The organism is Streptomyces cadmiisoli (genome assembly GCF_003261055.1).
Classification (GTDB): domain Bacteria; phylum Actinomycetota; class Actinomycetes; order Streptomycetales; family Streptomycetaceae; genus Streptomyces; species Streptomyces cadmiisoli.
The window spans coordinates 3,952,415-3,968,795 of the sequence record NZ_CP030073.1 but is presented as its reverse complement, the minus strand read 5'-3'; the positions used below and the strand labels follow the sequence as shown (position 1 = coordinate 3,968,795).

Below are 16,381 nucleotides of genomic sequence, written 5' to 3'. Positions count from 1 at the left end.
ATGAGCACTGTTGACATCCTTTCGCCGGCTGGCGACAAGGCCGGTTCCGTCGAGCTCCCCGCGGAGATCTTCGGCGTTGAGAAGGTCAGCATCCCGCTGATCCACCAGGTCGTCGTCGCACAGCTCGCCGCTGCCCGCCAGGGCACGCACAAGACCAAGACCCGTGGCGAGGTCCGTGGTGGCGGCAAGAAGCCGTACCGCCAGAAGGGCACCGGCCGCGCCCGTCAGGGCTCGACCCGCGCGCCGCAGTTCGCCGGCGGTGGCGTCGTCCACGGCCCGCAGCCGCGTGACTACTCGCAGCGCACCCCGAAGAAGATGAAGGCTGCCGCCCTGCGTCACGCCCTCACCGACCGGGCGCGCCACAACCGCATCCACGTCGTCTCCGGCGTCGTCGAGGGCGAGAGCCCGTCGACGAAGTCCGCCAAGACGCTGTTCGGCAAGATCTCGGAGCGCAAGAACCTGCTCCTGGTCATCGACCGCAGCGACGAGGCCGCGTGGCTGTCCGCCCGTAACCTGCCCCAGGTCCACATCCTGGAGCCGGGCCAGCTGAACACGTACGACGTTCTCGTCTCGGACGACGTGGTCTTCACCCAGGCCGCATTCGAGTCCTTCGTGTCGGGCCCGAAGGCCAATGACACCGAAGGGAGCGAGGCCTGATGGCTATCCGTCACCCCGCCATTGCCTCGAAGGCGGCCAAGGCCGCCAAGGCCGCCCGCGTCGCCAAGGCGCGTCGCCACGCCACCGAGGGCAAGAACACCGTCGTCACCCCGGTCAGCAAGTCGTACACGGACCCCCGTGACGTGCTGCTGAAGCCGGTTGTGTCCGAGAAGAGCTACGCGCTGCTCGACGAGAACAAGTACACGTTCGTCGTCGCGCCGGGCTCGAACAAGACCCAGATCAAGGAGGCCGTGCAGGCGGTCTTCCAGGTCAAGGTCACCGGCGTCAACACGATCAACCGCCAGGGCAAGCGCAAGCGGACCCGTACGGGCTTCGGCCAGCGTGCCGCCACCAAGCGCGCGATCGTGACCCTCGCCGAGGGCGACCGTATCGACATCTTCGGCGGTCCGACCTCCTGACGGAGGTCCGGATCGTCCAGATAATCGGAATCTTCCGAGGACTGAGAGACAATGGGTATCCGCAAGTACAAGCCGACGACTCCTGGCCGTCGTGGCGCCAGCGTCGCCGACTTCGTCGAGGTCACGCGGTCCACGCCGGAGAAGTCGCTGGTCCGTCCTCTGCACAGCAAGGGCGGCCGTAACAATTCCGGTCGTGTGACCGTTCGCCACCAGGGTGGCGGACACAAGCGCGCCTACCGCGTGATCGACTTCCGTCGTCACGACAAGGACGGCGTGCCGGCGAAGGTCGCGCACATCGAGTACGACCCCAACCGCACCGCGCGTATCGCGCTGCTGCACTACGCCGACGGCGAGAAGCGCTACATCCTCGCCCCGCGCAACCTGCAGCAGGGTGACCGCGTCGAGAACGGTCCCGGGGCCGACATCAAGCCGGGCAACAACCTGGCCCTCCGCAACATCCCGGTCGGTACCACGATCCACGCGATCGAGCTCCGTCCCGGTGGCGGCGCCAAGTTCGCCCGCTCCGCCGGTGCCTCGGTGCAGCTGCTCGCGAAGGAGGGCTCGATGGCCCACCTCCGCATGCCGTCCGGTGAGATCCGCCTGGTCGACGTCCGCTGCCGCGCCACCATCGGTGAGGTCGGCAACGCCGAGCAGAGCAACATCAACTGGGGCAAGGCCGGCCGTAAGCGGTGGCTGGGCGTTCGCCCGACCGTCCGTGGTGTGGTCATGAACCCGGTCGACCACCCGCACGGTGGTGGTGAGGGCCGGACCTCCGGTGGTCGCCACCCTGTGTCCCCGTGGGGCAAGAAGGAAGGCCGTACTCGTTCTCCCAAGAAGGCGAGCAACAAGTACATCGTCCGCCGCCGCAAGACGAACAAGAAGCGCTAAGGACGGGTTGAGATGCCTCGTAGCTTGAAGAAGGGGCCCTTCGTCGACGACCACCTGATGAAGAAGGTGGACGCCCAGAACGAAGCCGGCACCAAGAACGTCATCAAGACCTGGTCCCGTCGCTCGATGATCGTGCCGGCCATGCTCGGCCACACGCTCGCGGTGCACAACGGCAAGACCCACATCCCGGTGTTCGTCACCGAGTCGATGGTCGGCCACAAGCTCGGCGAGTTCTCGCCGACGCGCACCTTCCGGGGCCACGTGAAGGACGACCGGAAGTCGAAGCGCCGCTAAAGCGGATCGCATTCAGACACGTAAGAAACTGAAGGGACAACCATGGAAGCCAGGGCCCAGGCGCGGTACATCCGCGTCACGCCCATGAAGGCCCGCCGTGTGGTGGACCTCATCCGTGGCATGGACGCCACGGAGGCCCAGGCGGTCCTGCGATTCGCTCCGCAGGCTGCCTCTGTGCCGGTCGGCAAGGTGCTCGACAGCGCCATCGCCAACGCCGCGCACAACTACGACCACCCGGACGCCTCCTCGCTGTTCATCAGCGAGGCGTACGTCGACGAGGGCCCGACCCTGAAGCGGTTCCGTCCGCGCGCCCAGGGCCGTGCCTACCGGATCCGCAAGCGGACCAGCCACATCACCGTGGTCGTCAGCAGCAAGGAAGGAACCCGGTAATGGGCCAGAAGGTAAACCCGCATGGGTTCCGGCTCGGCATCACCACCGACTTCAAGTCGCGCTGGTACGCCGACAAGCTGTACAAGGACTACGTCAAGGAAGACGTCGCCATCCGTCGGATGATGACGTCCGGCATGGAGCGCGCCGGTATCTCGAAGGTCGAGATCGAGCGCACCCGTGACCGTGTGCGTGTGGACATCCACACCGCTCGTCCGGGCATCGTCATCGGCCGCCGTGGCGCCGAGGCCGACCGCATCCGCGGTGACCTCGAGAAGCTCACGGGCAAGCAGGTCCAGCTGAACATCCTCGAGGTCAAGAACCCCGAGACCGACGCTCAGCTGGTTGCCCAGGCCGTTGCCGAGCAGCTCTCCTCCCGCGTCTCCTTCCGTCGGGCCATGCGCAAGAGCATGCAGTCCGCCATGAAGGCCGGCGCCAAGGGCATCAAGATCCAGTGCGGTGGCCGCCTCGGCGGCGCCGAGATGTCCCGCTCGGAGTTCTACCGCGAGGGCCGTGTGCCCCTGCACACGCTCCGCGCGAACGTGGACTACGGCTTCTTCGAGGCCAAGACGACCTTCGGCCGCATCGGCGTGAAGGTCTGGATCTACAAGGGCGACGTCAAGAACATCGCCGAGGTCCGCGCCGAGAACGCTGCCGCCCGTGCGGGTAACCGCCCGGCCCGCGGTGGCGCTGACCGCCCGGCCCGTGGTGGCCGTGGTGGCGAGCGGCGCGGTCGCAAGCCGCAGCAGGCTGCCGGCGCCGAGGCCCCCAAGGCCGAGGCTCCCGCGTCCGCCGCTCCGGCTGAGAGCACCGGAACGGAGGCCTGACCGAAATGCTGATCCCCCGTAGGGTCAAGCACCGCAAGCAGCACCACCCGAAGCGCACCGGCGCTGCCAAGGGCGGCACGCAGGTTGCGTTCGGCGAGTACGGCATCCAGGCGCTGACTCCGGCGTACGTCACGAACCGCCAGATCGAGGCGGCTCGTATCGCGATGACCCGTCACATCAAGCGTGGCGGCAAGGTCTGGATCAACATCTACCCGGACCGTCCCCTCACCAAGAAGCCCGCCGAGACCCGCATGGGTTCCGGTAAGGGTTCTCCGGAGTGGTGGATCGCCAACGTCAAGCCCGGACGCGTGATGTTCGAGCTGTCGTACCCCAACGAGAAGATCGCCCGTGAGGCGCTGACCCGTGCGGCCCACAAGCTGCCGATGAAGTGCCGGATCGTCAAGCGCGAGGCAGGTGAAGCGTGATGTCGGCCGGTACCAAGGCGTCCGAGCTGCGCGAGCTGGGCAACGAGGAGCTTCTTGCGAAGCTTCGCGAGGCCAAGGAAGAGCTGTTCAACCTCCGCTTCCAGGCGGCGACGGGCCAGCTCGAGAACCACGGCCGTCTCAAGGCGGTCCGCAAGGACATCGCGCGGATCTACACCCTGATGCGCGAGCGTGAGCTGGGCATCGAAACGGTGGAGAACGCCTGATGAGCGAGAAGAACGTGACTGAGAACGCAGAGGCGCGCGGGTTCCGCAAGACCCGTGAGGGTCTCGTCGTCAGCGACAAGATGGACAAGACCGTCGTCGTCGCTGTCGAGGACCGCGTCAAGCACGCGCTGTACGGCAAGGTCATCCGCCGTACGAACAAGCTCAAGGCGCACGACGAGCAGAACGCTGCGGGCGTCGGCGACCGCGTCCTCCTCATGGAGACCCGGCCGCTGTCCGCGACGAAGCGCTGGCGCGTCGTCGAGATCCTCGAGAAGGCCAAGTAATTCTCCTGCGGGGCATCCCTCGCAGGACAGTTCCGCCAGGCTCCGGGAGCCGCTTCGCTGGGCGGCTCCCGGGGAACCGGCAGACAAACAGGAGATAGACGTGATCCAGCAGGAGTCGCGACTGCGTGTCGCCGACAACACTGGTGCGAAGGAAATCCTTTGCATCCGTGTGCTCGGTGGCTCCGGTCGCCGCTACGCGGGTATCGGTGACGTCATCGTCGCCACCGTCAAGGACGCGATCCCCGGTGGCAACGTGAAGAAGGGTGACGTCGTCAAGGCGGTCATCGTTCGCACCGTCAAGGAGCGCCGCCGTCCGGACGGCTCGTACATCCGCTTCGACGAGAACGCCGCCGTCATTCTGAAGAACGACGGCGACCCTCGCGGCACCCGTATCTTCGGCCCGGTGGGCCGTGAGCTGCGCGAGAAGAAGTTCATGAAGATCATCTCGCTCGCGCCGGAGGTGCTGTAAGCATGAAGATCAAGAAGGGCGACCTGGTCCAGGTCATCACCGGTAAGGACAAGGGCAAGCAGGGCAAGGTCATTGCCGCTTTCCCGCGCGACGAGCGTGTCCTGGTCGAGGGTGTCAACCGGGTCAAGAAGCACACCAAGGCCGGTCCGACGGCCCGGGGTTCGCAGGCCGGCGGCATCGTGACCACCGAGGCCCCGATCCACGTGTCCAACGTCCAGCTCGTCGTCGAGAAGGACGGCAAGAAGGTCGTGACCCGCGTCGGTTACCGCTTCGACGACGAAGGCAACAAGATCCGCGTTGCCAAGCGGACGGGTGAGGACATCTGATGGCTACCACCACGACTCCGCGTCTGAAGACGAAGTACCGCGAGGAGATCGCGGGCAAGCTGCGTGAGGAGTTCTCCTACGAGAACGTCATGCAGATCCCCGGCCTCGTCAAGATCGTGGTCAACATGGGTGTGGGCGACGCCGCCCGCGACTCCAAGCTGATCGAGGGAGCCATCCGCGACCTCACCACGATCACCGGTCAGAAGCCGGCCGTCACCAAGGCCCGCAAGTCCATCGCGCAGTTCAAGCTGCGCGAGGGTCAGCCGATCGGTGCCCACGTCACGCTCCGTGGCGACCGCATGTGGGAGTTCCTGGACCGCACCCTGTCGCTCGCGCTGCCGCGCATCCGCGACTTCCGCGGCCTGTCCCCCAAGCAGTTCGACGGCCGTGGCAACTACACCTTCGGTCTCACGGAGCAGGTCATGTTCCACGAGATCGACCAGGACAAGATCGACCGCGTCCGGGGTATGGACATCACCGTGGTCACCACGGCGACCAACGACGCTGAGGGCCGTGCGCTCCTTCGTCACCTCGGCTTCCCGTTCAAGGAGGCGTGAGCGAGATGGCGAAGAAGGCTCTGATTGCCAAGGCTGCTCGTAAGCCGAAGTTCGGTGTGCGTGGCTACACCCGCTGCCAGCGCTGTGGCCGCCCGCACTCCGTGTACCGCAAGTTCGGCCTGTGCCGCGTGTGCCTTCGTGAGATGGCTCACCGTGGCGAGCTGCCGGGCGTGACCAAGAGCTCCTGGTAATTCCGTAATTCGGGATTCCCAAGGCTCTCGGTAAGCATCTGGGTCGGCAGAGCGTCCACTTCACATGCCGTAGGCTTGTGGGGTTGGGCGCCTGCCGCGCCCGTACGACTTACTACGCCGTAGGTCCACCGCGCCGCACCCGTCCCGTCTCGGATCGGGGAGAGGGATGGCGCAACAGGAAACCCCGGCGAGAGAGGCCGAAGGCCAATTCATGACCATGACTGATCCGATCGCAGACATGCTCACGCGTCTGCGGAACGCGAACTCGGCGTACCACGACACCGTGGCGATGCCGCACTCGAAGATCAAGTCGCACATCGCGGAGATCCTCCAGCAGGAGGGCTTCATCACGGGCTGGAAGGTCGAGGACGCCGAGGTCGGCAAGAGCCTCGTCCTGGAGCTGAAGTTCGGCCCCAACCGTGAGCGCTCCATCGCGGGCATCAAGCGGATCTCCAAGCCCGGTCTCCGGGTCTACGCGAAGTCCACCAACCTGCCGAAGGTGCTCGGCGGCCTCGGCGTGGCGATCATCTCCACGTCTCACGGGCTCCTCACCGACAAGCAGGCCGGCAAGAAGGGCGTGGGTGGGGAAGTCCTCGCCTACGTCTGGTAGCGGAAGGGAACGGAGGAAACAGCTATGTCGCGCATCGGCAAGCTCCCCATCGCGGTTCCCGCCGGCGTGGACGTCACCATCGACGGCCGTACGGTTTCGGTCAAGGGCCCCAAGGGCTCGCTGACCCACACCGTCGTAGCGCCGATCGACATCGCCAAGGGTGAGGACGGCGTGCTCAGCGTCACCCGCCCCAACGACGAGCGTCAGAACAAGGCCCTGCACGGCCTGTCCCGCACGCTGGTGGCGAACATGATCACCGGCGTGACCCAGGGTTACGTGAAGAAGCTCGAAATCAGCGGTGTCGGTTACCGCGTGACGGCCAAGGGCTCGAACCTCGAGTTCGCGCTCGGCTACAGCCACCCGATCACCGTCGAGGCGCCCGAGGGCATCACCTTCAAGGTGGAGACCCCGACCCGCTTCTCGGTCGAGGGCATCGACAAGCAGAAGGTCGGCGAGGTTGCGGCCAACATCCGCAAGCTGCGCAAGCCCGACCCGTACAAGGCCAAGGGTGTCAAGTACGAGGGCGAAGTCATCCGCCGCAAGGTCGGAAAGGCGGGTAAGTAAGCCATGGCATACGGGCAGAAGATCCTGAAGGGCGACGCCTACAAGCGCGCCGCGATCAAGCGCCGTCACATCCGGATCCGCAAGCGGATCAACGGTACGGCGGAGCGTCCCCGTCTCGTCGTGACCCGCTCCAACCGCCACATCGTGGCGCAGGTGATCGACGACCTGAAGGGCCACACCGTGGCGTCGGCGTCCACCCTGGACACTTCGATCCGCGGTGGCGAGGGCGACAAGTCCACGCAGGCCAAGCAGGTCGGCGCTCTCGTCGCCGAGCGCGCCAAGGCCGCCGGTGTCGAGGCCGTCGTTTTCGACCGTGGTGGCAACCAGTACGCCGGGCGCATCGCCGCCTTGGCGGACGCCGCCCGCGAAGCCGGGCTCAAGTTCTGAGCCGCCGTAGCTAGCGGAATAGAAAGAGGTAAATCCAATGGCTGGACCCCAGCGCCGCGGTGGCGGTGCCGGTGGCGGCGAGCGGCGGGACCGGAAGGGCCGTGACGGCGGCGCTGCTGCCGCCGAGAAGACCGCGTACGTTGAGCGCGTTGTCGCGATCAACCGCGTCGCCAAGGTTGTGAAGGGTGGTCGTCGCTTCAGCTTTACCGCGCTGGTCGTGGTGGGCGACGGTGACGGCACCGTGGGTGTCGGATACGGCAAGGCCAAGGAGGTGCCGGCCGCCATCGCCAAGGGTGTTGAGGAGGCCAAGAAGCACTTCTTCAAGGTCCCCCGGATCCAGGGCACCATCCCTCACCCCATCCAGGGTGAGAAGGCTGCCGGTGTTGTCCTCCTCAAGCCGGCTTCGCCGGGTACCGGTGTTATCGCCGGTGGTCCCGTGCGTGCCGTCCTGGAGTGCGCCGGTATCCACGACGTGCTGTCGAAGTCGCTCGGCTCCGACAACGCGATCAACATCGTGCACGCGACCGTGGAGGCCCTGAAGGGTCTGCAGCGTCCCGAGGAGATCGCGGCTCGCCGTGGTCTGCCGCTCGAGGACGTCGCGCCCGCCGCTCTGCTGCGTGCGCGTGCCGGGGCGGGTGCGTAATCATGGCGCAGCTCAAGATCACGCAGGTCAAGTCCTACATCGGCAGCAAGCAGAACCACCGTGACACGCTGCGTTCCCTTGGTCTCAAGGGCATCAACACGCAGGTCGTCAAGGAGGACCGCCCCGAGTTCCGCGGCATGGTGCACACCGTCCGCCACCTCGTGACGGTCGAGGAGGTCGACTGATCATGGCGGAGCAGAACCCGCTCAAGATCCACAACCTCCGTCCCGCCCCCGGCGCCAAGACCGCGAAGACCCGTGTCGGTCGTGGTGAGGCGTCGAAGGGTAAGACGGCCGGTCGTGGTACCAAGGGCACCAAGGCCCGTTACCAGGTTCCGGAGCGCTTCGAGGGCGGCCAGATGCCGCTCCACATGCGCCTCCCGAAGCTGAAGGGCTTCAAGAACCCGTTCAAGACCGAGTACCAGGTCGTGAACCTCGACAAGCTGGCCGAGCTCTACCCCGAGGGTGGCGAGGTCACGGTCGAGGGTCTCGTGGCCAAGGGTGCCGTGCGCAAGAACAGCCTTGTCAAGGTCCTCGGCCAGGGCGAGGTCTCCGTGGCGCTCCAGGTGACGGTCGACGCCGTCTCCGGGTCCGCCAAGGAGAAGATCGCCGCCGCCGGCGGCACCGTCACCGAGCTCGTCTGAACCCTTCAGGCGTCTTGATGACTTGAGCGATCCCGACCGGGGATACCCCACAAATGGGGTATCCCCGGTTGGTCGTTCCAAGGGTGGCAGTGCCGCGGGTAAGGTGGCCTGCACTGCCAACTTTCACAGCGTGCCGAACCTGGGGCACTCTGAGCGGCAGTTGACCGTTACGTATTAGTCGAACCTCAAGACCGTCACCCTTGACGCAGTTGCGCGGGGGTCGCAGGAGGCACCGTGCTCACCGCGTTCGCCCGGGCGTTCAAGACGCCCGACCTGCGCAAGAAGCTGCTCTTCACGCTCGGCATCATTGTGGTGTACCGGATCGGTACGCACATCCCGATCCCGGGTGTCGACTACCAGAACGTCCAAACCTGTATCGACGTGGCCAAGGGCAACCAGGGCCTGTTCGGTCTGGTGAACATGTTCAGTGGCGGCGCGCTGCTGCAGATCACGATCTTCGCGCTCGGCATCATGCCGTACATCACAGCGAGCATCATCCTCCAGCTGCTGACGGTGGTGATTCCGCGCCTGGAAGCCCTCAAGAAGGAGGGCCAGGCCGGCACGGCGAAGATCACGCAGTACACCCGTTACCTGACCGTCGCGTTGGCGATCCTCCAGGGCACCGGCCTGGTGGCGACCGCCCGCAGCGGCGCTCTCTTCAGCGGCTGCCCGGTGGCGAACCAGATCGTCCCGGACCAGTCGATCTTCGTCACCATCACCATGGTCATCACGATGACCGCCGGTACGGCCGTCGTCATGTGGCTCGGTGAGCTGATCACCGACCGCGGCATCGGCAACGGCATGTCGATCCTGATGTTCATCTCGATCGCCGCCACCTTCCCCGCCGCCCTGTGGGCCATCAAGCAGCAGGGCTCGCTGGCCGACGGCTGGATCGAGTTCGGCACGGTCATCCTCGTCGGCCTGTTCATGGTCGGCCTGGTGGTCTTCGTCGAGCAGGCCCAGCGCCGCATCCCGGTGCAGTACGCCAAGCGGATGATCGGCCGCCGGTCCTACGGCGGCACGTCGACCTACATCCCCCTCAAGGTGAACCAGGCGGGTGTGATCCCCGTCATCTTCGCCTCGTCGCTGCTCTACATCCCGGCTCTGATCGCGCAGTTCTCCAGCGGAAACTCCGAATGGAAGGCCTGGATCGAGGCCCACCTCGTCCGTGGCGATCACCCGATTTACATCTCGCTGTACTTCTTGCTCATTGTTTTCTTCGCGTTCTTCTACGTGGCGATCTCCTTCAACCCCGAGGAAGTCGCGGACAACATGAAGAAGTATGGTGGCTTCATCCCGGGCATCCGGGCTGGCCGACCGACGGCTGAGTACCTGAGTTACGTACTCAACCGCATCACCTGGCCGGGCTCGCTGTATCTGGGTCTGATCGCTCTCGTACCGACGATGGCGTTGGTCGGCTTCGGTGCAAGCCAGAACTTCCCGTTCGGCGGGACCAGCATCCTGATCATCGTGGGTGTCGGCCTCGAAACGGTGAAGCAGATCGAGAGCCAGCTCCAGCAGCGCAATTACGAAGGGTTCCTCCGCTGATGCGAATCGTCCTCGTCGGGCCGCCGGGCGCGGGCAAGGGTACGCAGGCCACACGCCTCGCCGAGAAGCTGTCGATCCCGCACATCTCCACGGGCGATCTGTTCCGGGCCAACATCAGCCGGCAGACGGACCTGGGCAAGCTGGCGAAGTCCTACATGGACGCCGGCAACCTGGTGCCCGACGAGGTCACCATCGCCATGGCGAAGGACCGCATGGAGCAGCCGGACGCCGAGAACGGCTTCCTGCTGGACGGCTTCCCGCGCAACGTCTCTCAGGCCGGGGCGCTGGACGAACTGCTTCAGTCCGAGGGCATCAAGCTGGACGCGGTGCTCGACCTGGAGGCCCCCGAGGACGAGGTCGTCAAGCGGATCGCCGGCCGGCGCGTCTGCCGGAAGGACTCCAGCCACGTCTTCCACGTGACGTACAGCGCTCCGAAGCAGGACGGCGTCTGCGACGTCTGCGGCGGCGAGCTGTACCAGCGCGACGACGACTCCGAGGAGACGGTCCGCAAGCGGCTGGAGGTCTACCACACGCAGACCGAGCCGATCATCGACTACTACAGGGCGCAGGGGCTGGTCGTGACCATCTCCGCGCTCGGCCCGGTCGACGACGTCACGCAGCGCGCCCTGGAGGCGCTCAAGCGCGACGACGACGACCAGTAGTCGTCCGTACGCAGCTTTCGGGCCGCGGTCCCCTTCCGAGGGGGCCGCGGCTGCTGCGTGGGGGGTGGCGCGCTCGGCGCGGCTGCGCGCGGCGTGACGGAGTCCCACTGCCCGTATCGTTGAATGCGTCCGTCTCCACCGGTCCAGAAAGGCCGTCGCCCTCATGGTGCAGATCAAGACCCCCGAGCAGATCGCCAAGATGCGAGAGGCGGGGCTGGTCGTTGCCGCGATCCACGCGGCCACCCGTGAGGCGGCCGTGCCGGGCGCCAGCACCAAGGACCTGGACGAGGTCGCGCGCAAGGTGCTCGCGGAGCACGGTGCCAAGTCGAACTTCCTCGGATACGGCGGCTTCCCGGCGACGATCTGCACCTCGGTCAACGAGGTGGTCGTGCACGGGATCCCGTCCGAGGACGTCGTCCTCAAGGACGGGGACGTCATCTCCATCGACGCCGGCGCGATCGTGGACGGCTGGCACGGTGACGCCGCCTACACGGCCTTCGTGGGCTCGGGTCACGCTCCGGAGCTGATCGAACTCTCCCGGGTGACCGAGGAGTCGATGTGGGCCGGTATCGCCGCGATGAAGCAGGGCCACCGGCTCGTCGACGTCTCGCGCGCCATCGAGACCTACATCCGCCGCCAGCCGAAGCCGGGCGGCGGCCGCTACGGCATCGTCGAGGACTACGGCGGCCACGGCATCGGCACCGAGATGCACATGGACCCGCACCTGCTGAACTACGTCGAGCGGCGCCGGGGCAAGGGGCCGAAGCTGGTCCCGGGGCTCTGTCTGGCCATCGAGCCCATGGTGTCGCTGGGGACCCCGAAGACGGAGGTCCTGAGCGACGACTGGACGGTCGTCACCACCGACGGGACCTGGTCCTCGCACTGGGAGCACTCCGTCGCCCTCACCGAGCAGGGGCCGCTGGTGCTCACCGCTCCCGACGGGGGCCGCGCCAAGCTGGCGGAGCACGGTGTCACCGCTGCCCCGGACCCCCTTGCATAACGATCTCCGGCGTGGGGCAGACTTCCCCGATTCGTCTTTCAGGGTGCGCTGACGTAGACTGACTCGTCGGCTCTCGTGCATCCGCATGTCCGCATGCGCTCGTACGGAGTCGATCAAGGTAGTCGATTCGAAGGGCGAAGCGTGGCCAAGAAGCAAGGTGCCATCGAGATCGAGGGCACTGTCGTCGAGTCTCTGCCGAACGCCATGTTCAAGGTCGAGCTCCAGAACGGCCACCAGGTCCTGGCACACATCAGCGGCAAGATGCGTATGCACTACATCCGCATCCTCCCTGACGACCGGGTCGTGGTGGAGTTGTCTCCGTACGACCTGACGCGTGGCCGGATCGTCTACCGGTACAAGTAGATCTTGCCCCGGGCCCGTGTGATCGGGACCGTCGGCAACTGACCCGGAGAACCTCACCCAATGAAGGTCAAGCCGAGCGTCAAGAAGATCTGCGACAAGTGCAGGGTGATCCGCCGTCACGGTCGGGTCATGGTCATCTGCGACAACCCGCGCCACAAGCAGCGCCAGGGCTGACCGCAGGACCTTTCCCTCTGCATCGCAGAGATTCGCGCGACGCGAGCTGAATATGTTCATACGCAGAATCCAGATCCTGAGCGTTCAGGTCTGATACCCCCGGTTCGGAGGCCGGGGACCCAGTTCGTACCTGGTACGGCGGCTGGGAGTCGGTTCTGCGGAAGACCTCCGAAGATCAACTGGAGCCATTGAATGGCACGCGTTTCCGGTGTTGACATCCCGCGCGAAAAGCGCGTGGAGGTCGCCCTCACCTACGTGTTCGGCATCGGCCGGACCCTTGCGCAGCAGACGCTGGCCGCGACCGGCGTCGACCCGAACACCCGCGTCCGCGACCTCTCCGAGGAGCAGCTCGTCGCGATCCGCGAGTTCGTCGACAACAACATCAAGACCGAGGGTGACCTTCGTCGCGAGATCCAGGCCGACATCCGCCGCAAGGTCGAGATCGGCTGCTACCAGGGTCTGCGTCACCGTCGTGGTCTGCCCGTCCGCGGTCAGCGCACCAGCACGAACGCTCGCACCCGCAAGGGCCCGCGTCGCGCCATCGCCGGCAAGAAGAAGCCGGGCAAGAAGTAGTCCGCAGCGGACACCTGTCCACGGTCTTCGCTGTAGGACCGACCACCTCCCGTAGGAGTTAGTAGATGCCCCCCAAGGGACGTCAGGGCGCTGCCAAGAAGGTGCGCCGCAAGGAAAAGAAGAACGTCGCTCACGGCCACGCGCACATCAAGAGCACGTTCAACAACACGATCGTCTCCATCACGGACCCGTCCGGCAACGTGATCTCCTGGGCCTCCGCCGGCCACGTCGGCTTCAAGGGCTCCCGGAAGTCCACGCCGTTCGCCGCGCAGATGGCCGCCGAGTCGGCTGCCCGCCGCGCCCAGGAGCACGGCATGCGCAAGGTCGACGTGTTCGTCAAGGGCCCGGGCTCCGGTCGTGAGACCGCGATCCGCTCCCTCCAGGCGACGGGTCTCGAGGTCGGCTCCATCCAGGACGTCACCCCGACCCCGCACAACGGCTGCCGTCCGCCCAAGCGCCGCCGCGTCTGATCTTCGACGCAGGCCGCTTGGTCTGAGGTTTTCGGGCGGTACGACTCCTTCGGGTCGTATCGCCCGTACCCTTGTTACACCTCAGGGCGTCAAATAGCGGGCGCCCCTGACAGAAGGAACGCAACATGCTGATCGCTCAGCGTCCCTCGTTGACCGAAGAGGTCGTCGACGAATTCCGCTCCCGGTTCGTGATCGAGCCGCTGGAGCCGGGCTTCGGCTACACCCTCGGCAACTCCCTCCGCCGGACCCTGCTGTCCTCGATCCCGGGTGCGGCGGTCACGTCCATCCGTATCGACGGCGTGCTGCACGAGTTCACCACCGTGCCGGGCGTCAAGGAGGACGTCACCGACCTGATCCTCAACATCAAGCAGCTGGTCGTCTCCTCGGAGCACGACGAGCCGGTCGTGATGTACCTGCGCAAGCAGGGCCCGGGTCTGGTCACCGCCGCCGACATCGCGCCGCCGGCCGGTGTCGAGGTGCACAACCCCGACCTGGTCCTCGCCACGCTCAACGGCAAGGGCAAGCTGGAGATGGAGCTCACGGTCGAGCGCGGCCGCGGCTACGTCTCCGCCGTGCAGAACAAGCAGGTGGGCCAGGAGATCGGCCGTATCCCGGTCGACTCCATCTACTCGCCGGTTCTGAAGGTCACGTACAAGGTCGAGGCCACGCGTGTCGAGCAGCGCACCGACTTCGACAAGCTGATCGTCGACGTCGAGACCAAGCAGGCGATGCGTCCGCGTGACGCCATGGCCTCCGCCGGTAAGACGCTGGTCGAGCTGTTCGGTCTCGCCCGCGAGCTGAACATCGACGCCGAGGGCATCGACATGGGTCCGTCCCCGACGGACGCCGCGCTCGCCGCCGATCTGGCGCTGCCGATCGAGGAGCTGGAGCTCACCGTTCGGTCGTACAACTGCCTCAAGCGCGAGGGCATCCACTCCGTGGGTGAGCTCGTCGCCCGCTCCGAGGCCGACCTGCTCGACATCCGCAACTTCGGTGCGAAGTCGATCGACGAGGTCAAGGCGAAGCTGGCCGGCATGGGCCTGGCCCTGAAGGACAGCCCGCCCGGATTCGACCCGACCGCCGCCGCCGACGCCTTCGGCGCCGACGACGACGCGGACGCCGGGTTCGTGGAGACCGAGCAGTACTGAGAGCTCGGGCCTCCCGGTCCGTACTCGGGTGCGGGTGCTCGGCGGCTTGCCGCGCAGCTCCCCGCGCCCCTTCCAGGCCCCTTCGGGGGCCTGGATCTCCGACAGGCGACCGTCTGCTCGGATACTGACCCCGGTACCTGATACGGCCGGGGCAGACACACAGGAGAATCACCATGCCGAAGCCCACCAAGGGTGCCCGTTTTGGCGGCAGCGCCGCGCACGAGAAGCTGCTCCTCGCGAACCTCGCGAAGGCGCTCTTCGAGCACGGCCGGATCACCACCACCGAGGCCAAGGCTCGCCGCCTGCGCCCGTACGCGGAGCGTCTGGTCACCAAGGCGAAGAAGGGCGACCTTCACAACCGCCGTCAGGTGCTCCAGGTGATCACGGACAAGAGCATCGTCCACACGCTCTTCACCGAGATCGGCCCGCGCTACGAGAACCGTCCGGGTGGCTACACCCGCATCACCAAGATCGGTAACCGCCGTGGCGACAACGCGCCCATGGCCGTCATCGAGCTGGTCGAGGCGCTGACGGTCGCTCAGCAGGCCACGGGTGAGGCCGAGGCCGCCACCAAGCGTGCGGTCAAGGAAGACGCCCTGAAGAAGGACGAGGCCGTCGAGGCCAAGTCCGACGAGGTCGTCGAGGACGCCAAGCCGGCCGACGAGGCCGCCGCCGAGGAGTCCAAGGACGCCTGAGGCTCTGCCATGCGACGAAGCGGGTCCGTCCCTGGGGACGGGCCCGCTTCGGCGTTGCTGAGAGGATCTAGGGGTGAGTGACGAAGTACAGCCCGGGTTCGTGCGAGTGCGGCTCGACCTGTCCTACGACGGGAGCGGCTTTCACGGCTGGGCCAAGCAGGCCGGTGGGAAGCGGACCGTCCAGGGCGAGATCGAGGACGCGCTGCGGACGGTCACGCGGTCCGGGGAGACGACGTACGAGCTGACCGTGGCCGGGCGGACGGACGCGGGTGTGCACGCGCGCGGGCAGGTGGCGCATGTCGATCTGCCCGAGGAGCTGTGGGCGGAACACCGGGAGAAGCTGCTCAAGCGGCTCGCCGGGCGGCTGTCGAAGGATGTGCGGGTCTGGCGGCTGACCGAGGCCCCGGCGGGATTCAACGCCCGGTTCTCGGCCGTCTGGCGCCGCTACGCCTACCGCGTCACCGACAACCCCGGGGGTGTCGATCCGCTGCTGCGCGGGCACGTCCTGTGGCACGACTGGCCGCTCGACGTCGACGCCATGAACGAGGCCGCGCGCCGGCTGCTCGGGGAGCACGACTTCGCGGCGTACTGCAAGCGGCGTGAGGGCGCGACCACCATCCGGACGCTCCAGGAGCTGAGCCTGGTGCGCGGGGACGACGGGATCATCACCGCGACCGTGCGGGCCGACGCCTTCTGCCACAACATGGTGCGCTCGCTGATCGGGGCGCTGCTGTTCGTGGGGGACGGGCACCGGGGGGCGGACTGGCCGGGGAAGGTGCTCGCCGCGGGCGTACGGGACTCGGCGGTGCACGTGGTGCGGCCGCACGGGCTGACGCTGGAGGAGGTCGGGTATCCGGCCGACGAGTTGCTGGCCGCGCGGAACAAGGAGGCGCGGAACAAGAGGTCGTTGCGGGGGGCGGGGTGCTGCTGAGGGGGGTCCCCTCTGCAGCGGG

Annotated in this window: 29 protein-coding genes; all 29 read left to right on the top strand. The window is 66.6% G+C overall.

Annotated features, from left to right (window positions below; translation table 11 throughout):
- The gene (gene rplD / locus DN051_RS16885; RefSeq protein ID WP_112439005.1) at positions 1–657 is read left to right on the top strand and encodes a 50S ribosomal protein L4; all 657 of its coding nucleotides are present in this window, start codon (positions 1–3) and stop codon (positions 655–657) included.
- Positions 657–1,076 (top strand): 50S ribosomal protein L23, encoded by a 420-nt coding sequence (gene rplW / locus DN051_RS16880; RefSeq protein WP_053759518.1) that lies wholly within the window; start codon positions 657–659, stop codon positions 1,074–1,076. Before rplD ends, rplW begins: the two co-directional genes overlap by 1 nt.
- 51 nt (positions 1,077–1,127) lie before the next feature.
- The gene (gene rplB / locus DN051_RS16875) at positions 1,128–1,964 is read left to right on the top strand and encodes a 50S ribosomal protein L2 (protein WP_053759517.1); all 837 of its coding nucleotides are present in this window, start codon (positions 1,128–1,130) and stop codon (positions 1,962–1,964) included.
- Positions 1,965–1,976: 12 nt separating this feature from the next.
- Positions 1,977–2,258 (top strand): 30S ribosomal protein S19, encoded by a 282-nt coding sequence (rpsS, locus tag DN051_RS16870; RefSeq protein ID WP_053759516.1) that lies wholly within the window; start codon positions 1,977–1,979, stop codon positions 2,256–2,258.
- 42 nt (positions 2,259–2,300) lie between these two features.
- Positions 2,301–2,648: a 50S ribosomal protein L22 gene (rplV, locus tag DN051_RS16865; protein WP_053759515.1), complete on the top strand. Its 348-nt coding sequence runs from the start codon at positions 2,301–2,303 to the stop codon at positions 2,646–2,648.
- Positions 2,648–3,472, top strand: coding sequence for a 30S ribosomal protein S3 (rpsC, locus tag DN051_RS16860; RefSeq protein WP_053759514.1), 825 nt, complete (start codon positions 2,648–2,650; stop codon positions 3,470–3,472). Before rplV ends, rpsC begins: the two co-directional genes overlap by 1 nt.
- 5 nt (positions 3,473–3,477) lie before the next feature.
- Positions 3,478–3,897: a 50S ribosomal protein L16 gene (rplP, locus tag DN051_RS16855; protein ID WP_053759513.1), complete on the top strand. Its 420-nt coding sequence runs from the start codon at positions 3,478–3,480 to the stop codon at positions 3,895–3,897.
- Positions 3,897–4,121 (top strand): 50S ribosomal protein L29, encoded by a 225-nt coding sequence (rpmC, locus tag DN051_RS16850; protein ID WP_007494763.1) that lies wholly within the window; start codon positions 3,897–3,899, stop codon positions 4,119–4,121. The genes rplP and rpmC overlap by 1 nt, the downstream gene beginning before the upstream one ends.
- Entirely contained in the window at positions 4,121–4,405 is a 285-nt protein-coding gene (gene rpsQ, locus DN051_RS16845) for a 30S ribosomal protein S17 (RefSeq protein ID WP_018543912.1), read from the top strand. The genes rpmC and rpsQ overlap by 1 nt, the downstream gene beginning before the upstream one ends.
- 100 nt (positions 4,406–4,505) lie before the next feature.
- A complete protein-coding gene (gene rplN / locus DN051_RS16840; RefSeq protein WP_003998823.1) occupies positions 4,506–4,874 on the top strand; it encodes a 50S ribosomal protein L14 in 369 nt (122 codons plus the stop codon).
- A 2-nt stretch (positions 4,875–4,876) separates the two neighbouring features.
- On the top strand, positions 4,877–5,200 hold the full coding sequence (rplX, locus tag DN051_RS16835) for a 50S ribosomal protein L24 (RefSeq protein ID WP_053759512.1): 324 nt from the start codon (positions 4,877–4,879) through the stop codon (positions 5,198–5,200).
- Positions 5,200–5,757 carry a 50S ribosomal protein L5 gene (gene rplE, locus DN051_RS16830; RefSeq protein ID WP_030788262.1) on the top strand — a complete coding sequence of 186 codons (558 nt, stop codon included), beginning with the start codon at positions 5,200–5,202 and terminating at the stop codon, positions 5,755–5,757. Before rplX ends, rplE begins: the two co-directional genes overlap by 1 nt.
- 5 nt (positions 5,758–5,762) lie before the next feature.
- Complete coding sequence (locus DN051_RS16825; protein WP_003948630.1) at positions 5,763–5,948, top strand: type Z 30S ribosomal protein S14; 186 nt, start codon at positions 5,763–5,765, stop codon at positions 5,946–5,948.
- A 211-nt stretch (positions 5,949–6,159) separates the two neighbouring features.
- Entirely contained in the window at positions 6,160–6,558 is a 399-nt protein-coding gene (gene rpsH / locus DN051_RS16815) for a 30S ribosomal protein S8 (RefSeq protein WP_053759511.1), read from the top strand.
- 24 nt (positions 6,559–6,582) lie between these two features.
- A complete protein-coding gene (gene rplF, locus DN051_RS16810; RefSeq protein WP_053759510.1) occupies positions 6,583–7,122 on the top strand; it encodes a 50S ribosomal protein L6 in 540 nt (179 codons plus the stop codon).
- A gap of 3 nt (positions 7,123–7,125) precedes the next feature.
- The gene (gene rplR / locus DN051_RS16805; RefSeq protein WP_053759509.1) at positions 7,126–7,509 is read left to right on the top strand and encodes a 50S ribosomal protein L18; all 384 of its coding nucleotides are present in this window, start codon (positions 7,126–7,128) and stop codon (positions 7,507–7,509) included.
- Between the two features lie 37 nt (positions 7,510–7,546).
- On the top strand, positions 7,547–8,152 hold the full coding sequence (gene rpsE, locus DN051_RS16800) for a 30S ribosomal protein S5 (RefSeq protein WP_009190144.1): 606 nt from the start codon (positions 7,547–7,549) through the stop codon (positions 8,150–8,152).
- A gap of 2 nt (positions 8,153–8,154) precedes the next feature.
- The gene (rpmD, locus tag DN051_RS16795; RefSeq protein WP_003974250.1) at positions 8,155–8,337 is read left to right on the top strand and encodes a 50S ribosomal protein L30; all 183 of its coding nucleotides are present in this window, start codon (positions 8,155–8,157) and stop codon (positions 8,335–8,337) included.
- Positions 8,338–8,339: 2 nt separating this feature from the next.
- Positions 8,340–8,795 (top strand): 50S ribosomal protein L15, encoded by a 456-nt coding sequence (gene rplO, locus DN051_RS16790; protein WP_053759508.1) that lies wholly within the window; start codon positions 8,340–8,342, stop codon positions 8,793–8,795.
- Between the two features lie 234 nt (positions 8,796–9,029).
- The gene (gene secY, locus DN051_RS16785) at positions 9,030–10,343 is read left to right on the top strand and encodes a preprotein translocase subunit SecY (RefSeq protein ID WP_053759507.1); all 1,314 of its coding nucleotides are present in this window, start codon (positions 9,030–9,032) and stop codon (positions 10,341–10,343) included.
- Positions 10,343–11,005 (top strand): adenylate kinase, encoded by a 663-nt coding sequence (locus DN051_RS16780; protein WP_112439004.1) that lies wholly within the window; start codon positions 10,343–10,345, stop codon positions 11,003–11,005. The genes secY and DN051_RS16780 overlap by 1 nt, the downstream gene beginning before the upstream one ends.
- A gap of 163 nt (positions 11,006–11,168) precedes the next feature.
- On the top strand, positions 11,169–12,005 hold the full coding sequence (gene map, locus DN051_RS16775; RefSeq protein WP_053759505.1) for a type I methionyl aminopeptidase: 837 nt from the start codon (positions 11,169–11,171) through the stop codon (positions 12,003–12,005).
- 141 nt (positions 12,006–12,146) lie between these two features.
- On the top strand, positions 12,147–12,368 hold the full coding sequence (gene infA / locus DN051_RS16770; protein WP_003948620.1) for a translation initiation factor IF-1: 222 nt from the start codon (positions 12,147–12,149) through the stop codon (positions 12,366–12,368).
- 60 nt (positions 12,369–12,428) lie between these two features.
- Positions 12,429–12,542: a 50S ribosomal protein L36 gene (gene rpmJ / locus DN051_RS16765; protein ID WP_003974245.1), complete on the top strand. Its 114-nt coding sequence runs from the start codon at positions 12,429–12,431 to the stop codon at positions 12,540–12,542.
- Positions 12,543–12,734: 192 nt separating this feature from the next.
- A complete protein-coding gene (gene rpsM / locus DN051_RS16760) occupies positions 12,735–13,115 on the top strand; it encodes a 30S ribosomal protein S13 (protein WP_053759504.1) in 381 nt (126 codons plus the stop codon).
- 65 nt (positions 13,116–13,180) lie between these two features.
- On the top strand, positions 13,181–13,585 hold the full coding sequence (rpsK, locus tag DN051_RS16755) for a 30S ribosomal protein S11 (protein WP_003956432.1): 405 nt from the start codon (positions 13,181–13,183) through the stop codon (positions 13,583–13,585).
- Positions 13,586–13,710: 125 nt separating this feature from the next.
- A complete protein-coding gene (locus tag DN051_RS16750; RefSeq protein ID WP_003966937.1) occupies positions 13,711–14,733 on the top strand; it encodes a DNA-directed RNA polymerase subunit alpha in 1,023 nt (340 codons plus the stop codon).
- Positions 14,734–14,906: 173 nt separating this feature from the next.
- A complete protein-coding gene (gene rplQ, locus DN051_RS16745) occupies positions 14,907–15,428 on the top strand; it encodes a 50S ribosomal protein L17 (protein ID WP_053759503.1) in 522 nt (173 codons plus the stop codon).
- Positions 15,429–15,501: 73 nt separating this feature from the next.
- Entirely contained in the window at positions 15,502–16,359 is an 858-nt protein-coding gene (gene truA, locus DN051_RS16740; protein ID WP_112439003.1) for a tRNA pseudouridine(38-40) synthase TruA, read from the top strand.
- The last annotated feature ends 22 nt before the right edge of the window (positions 16,360–16,381 follow it).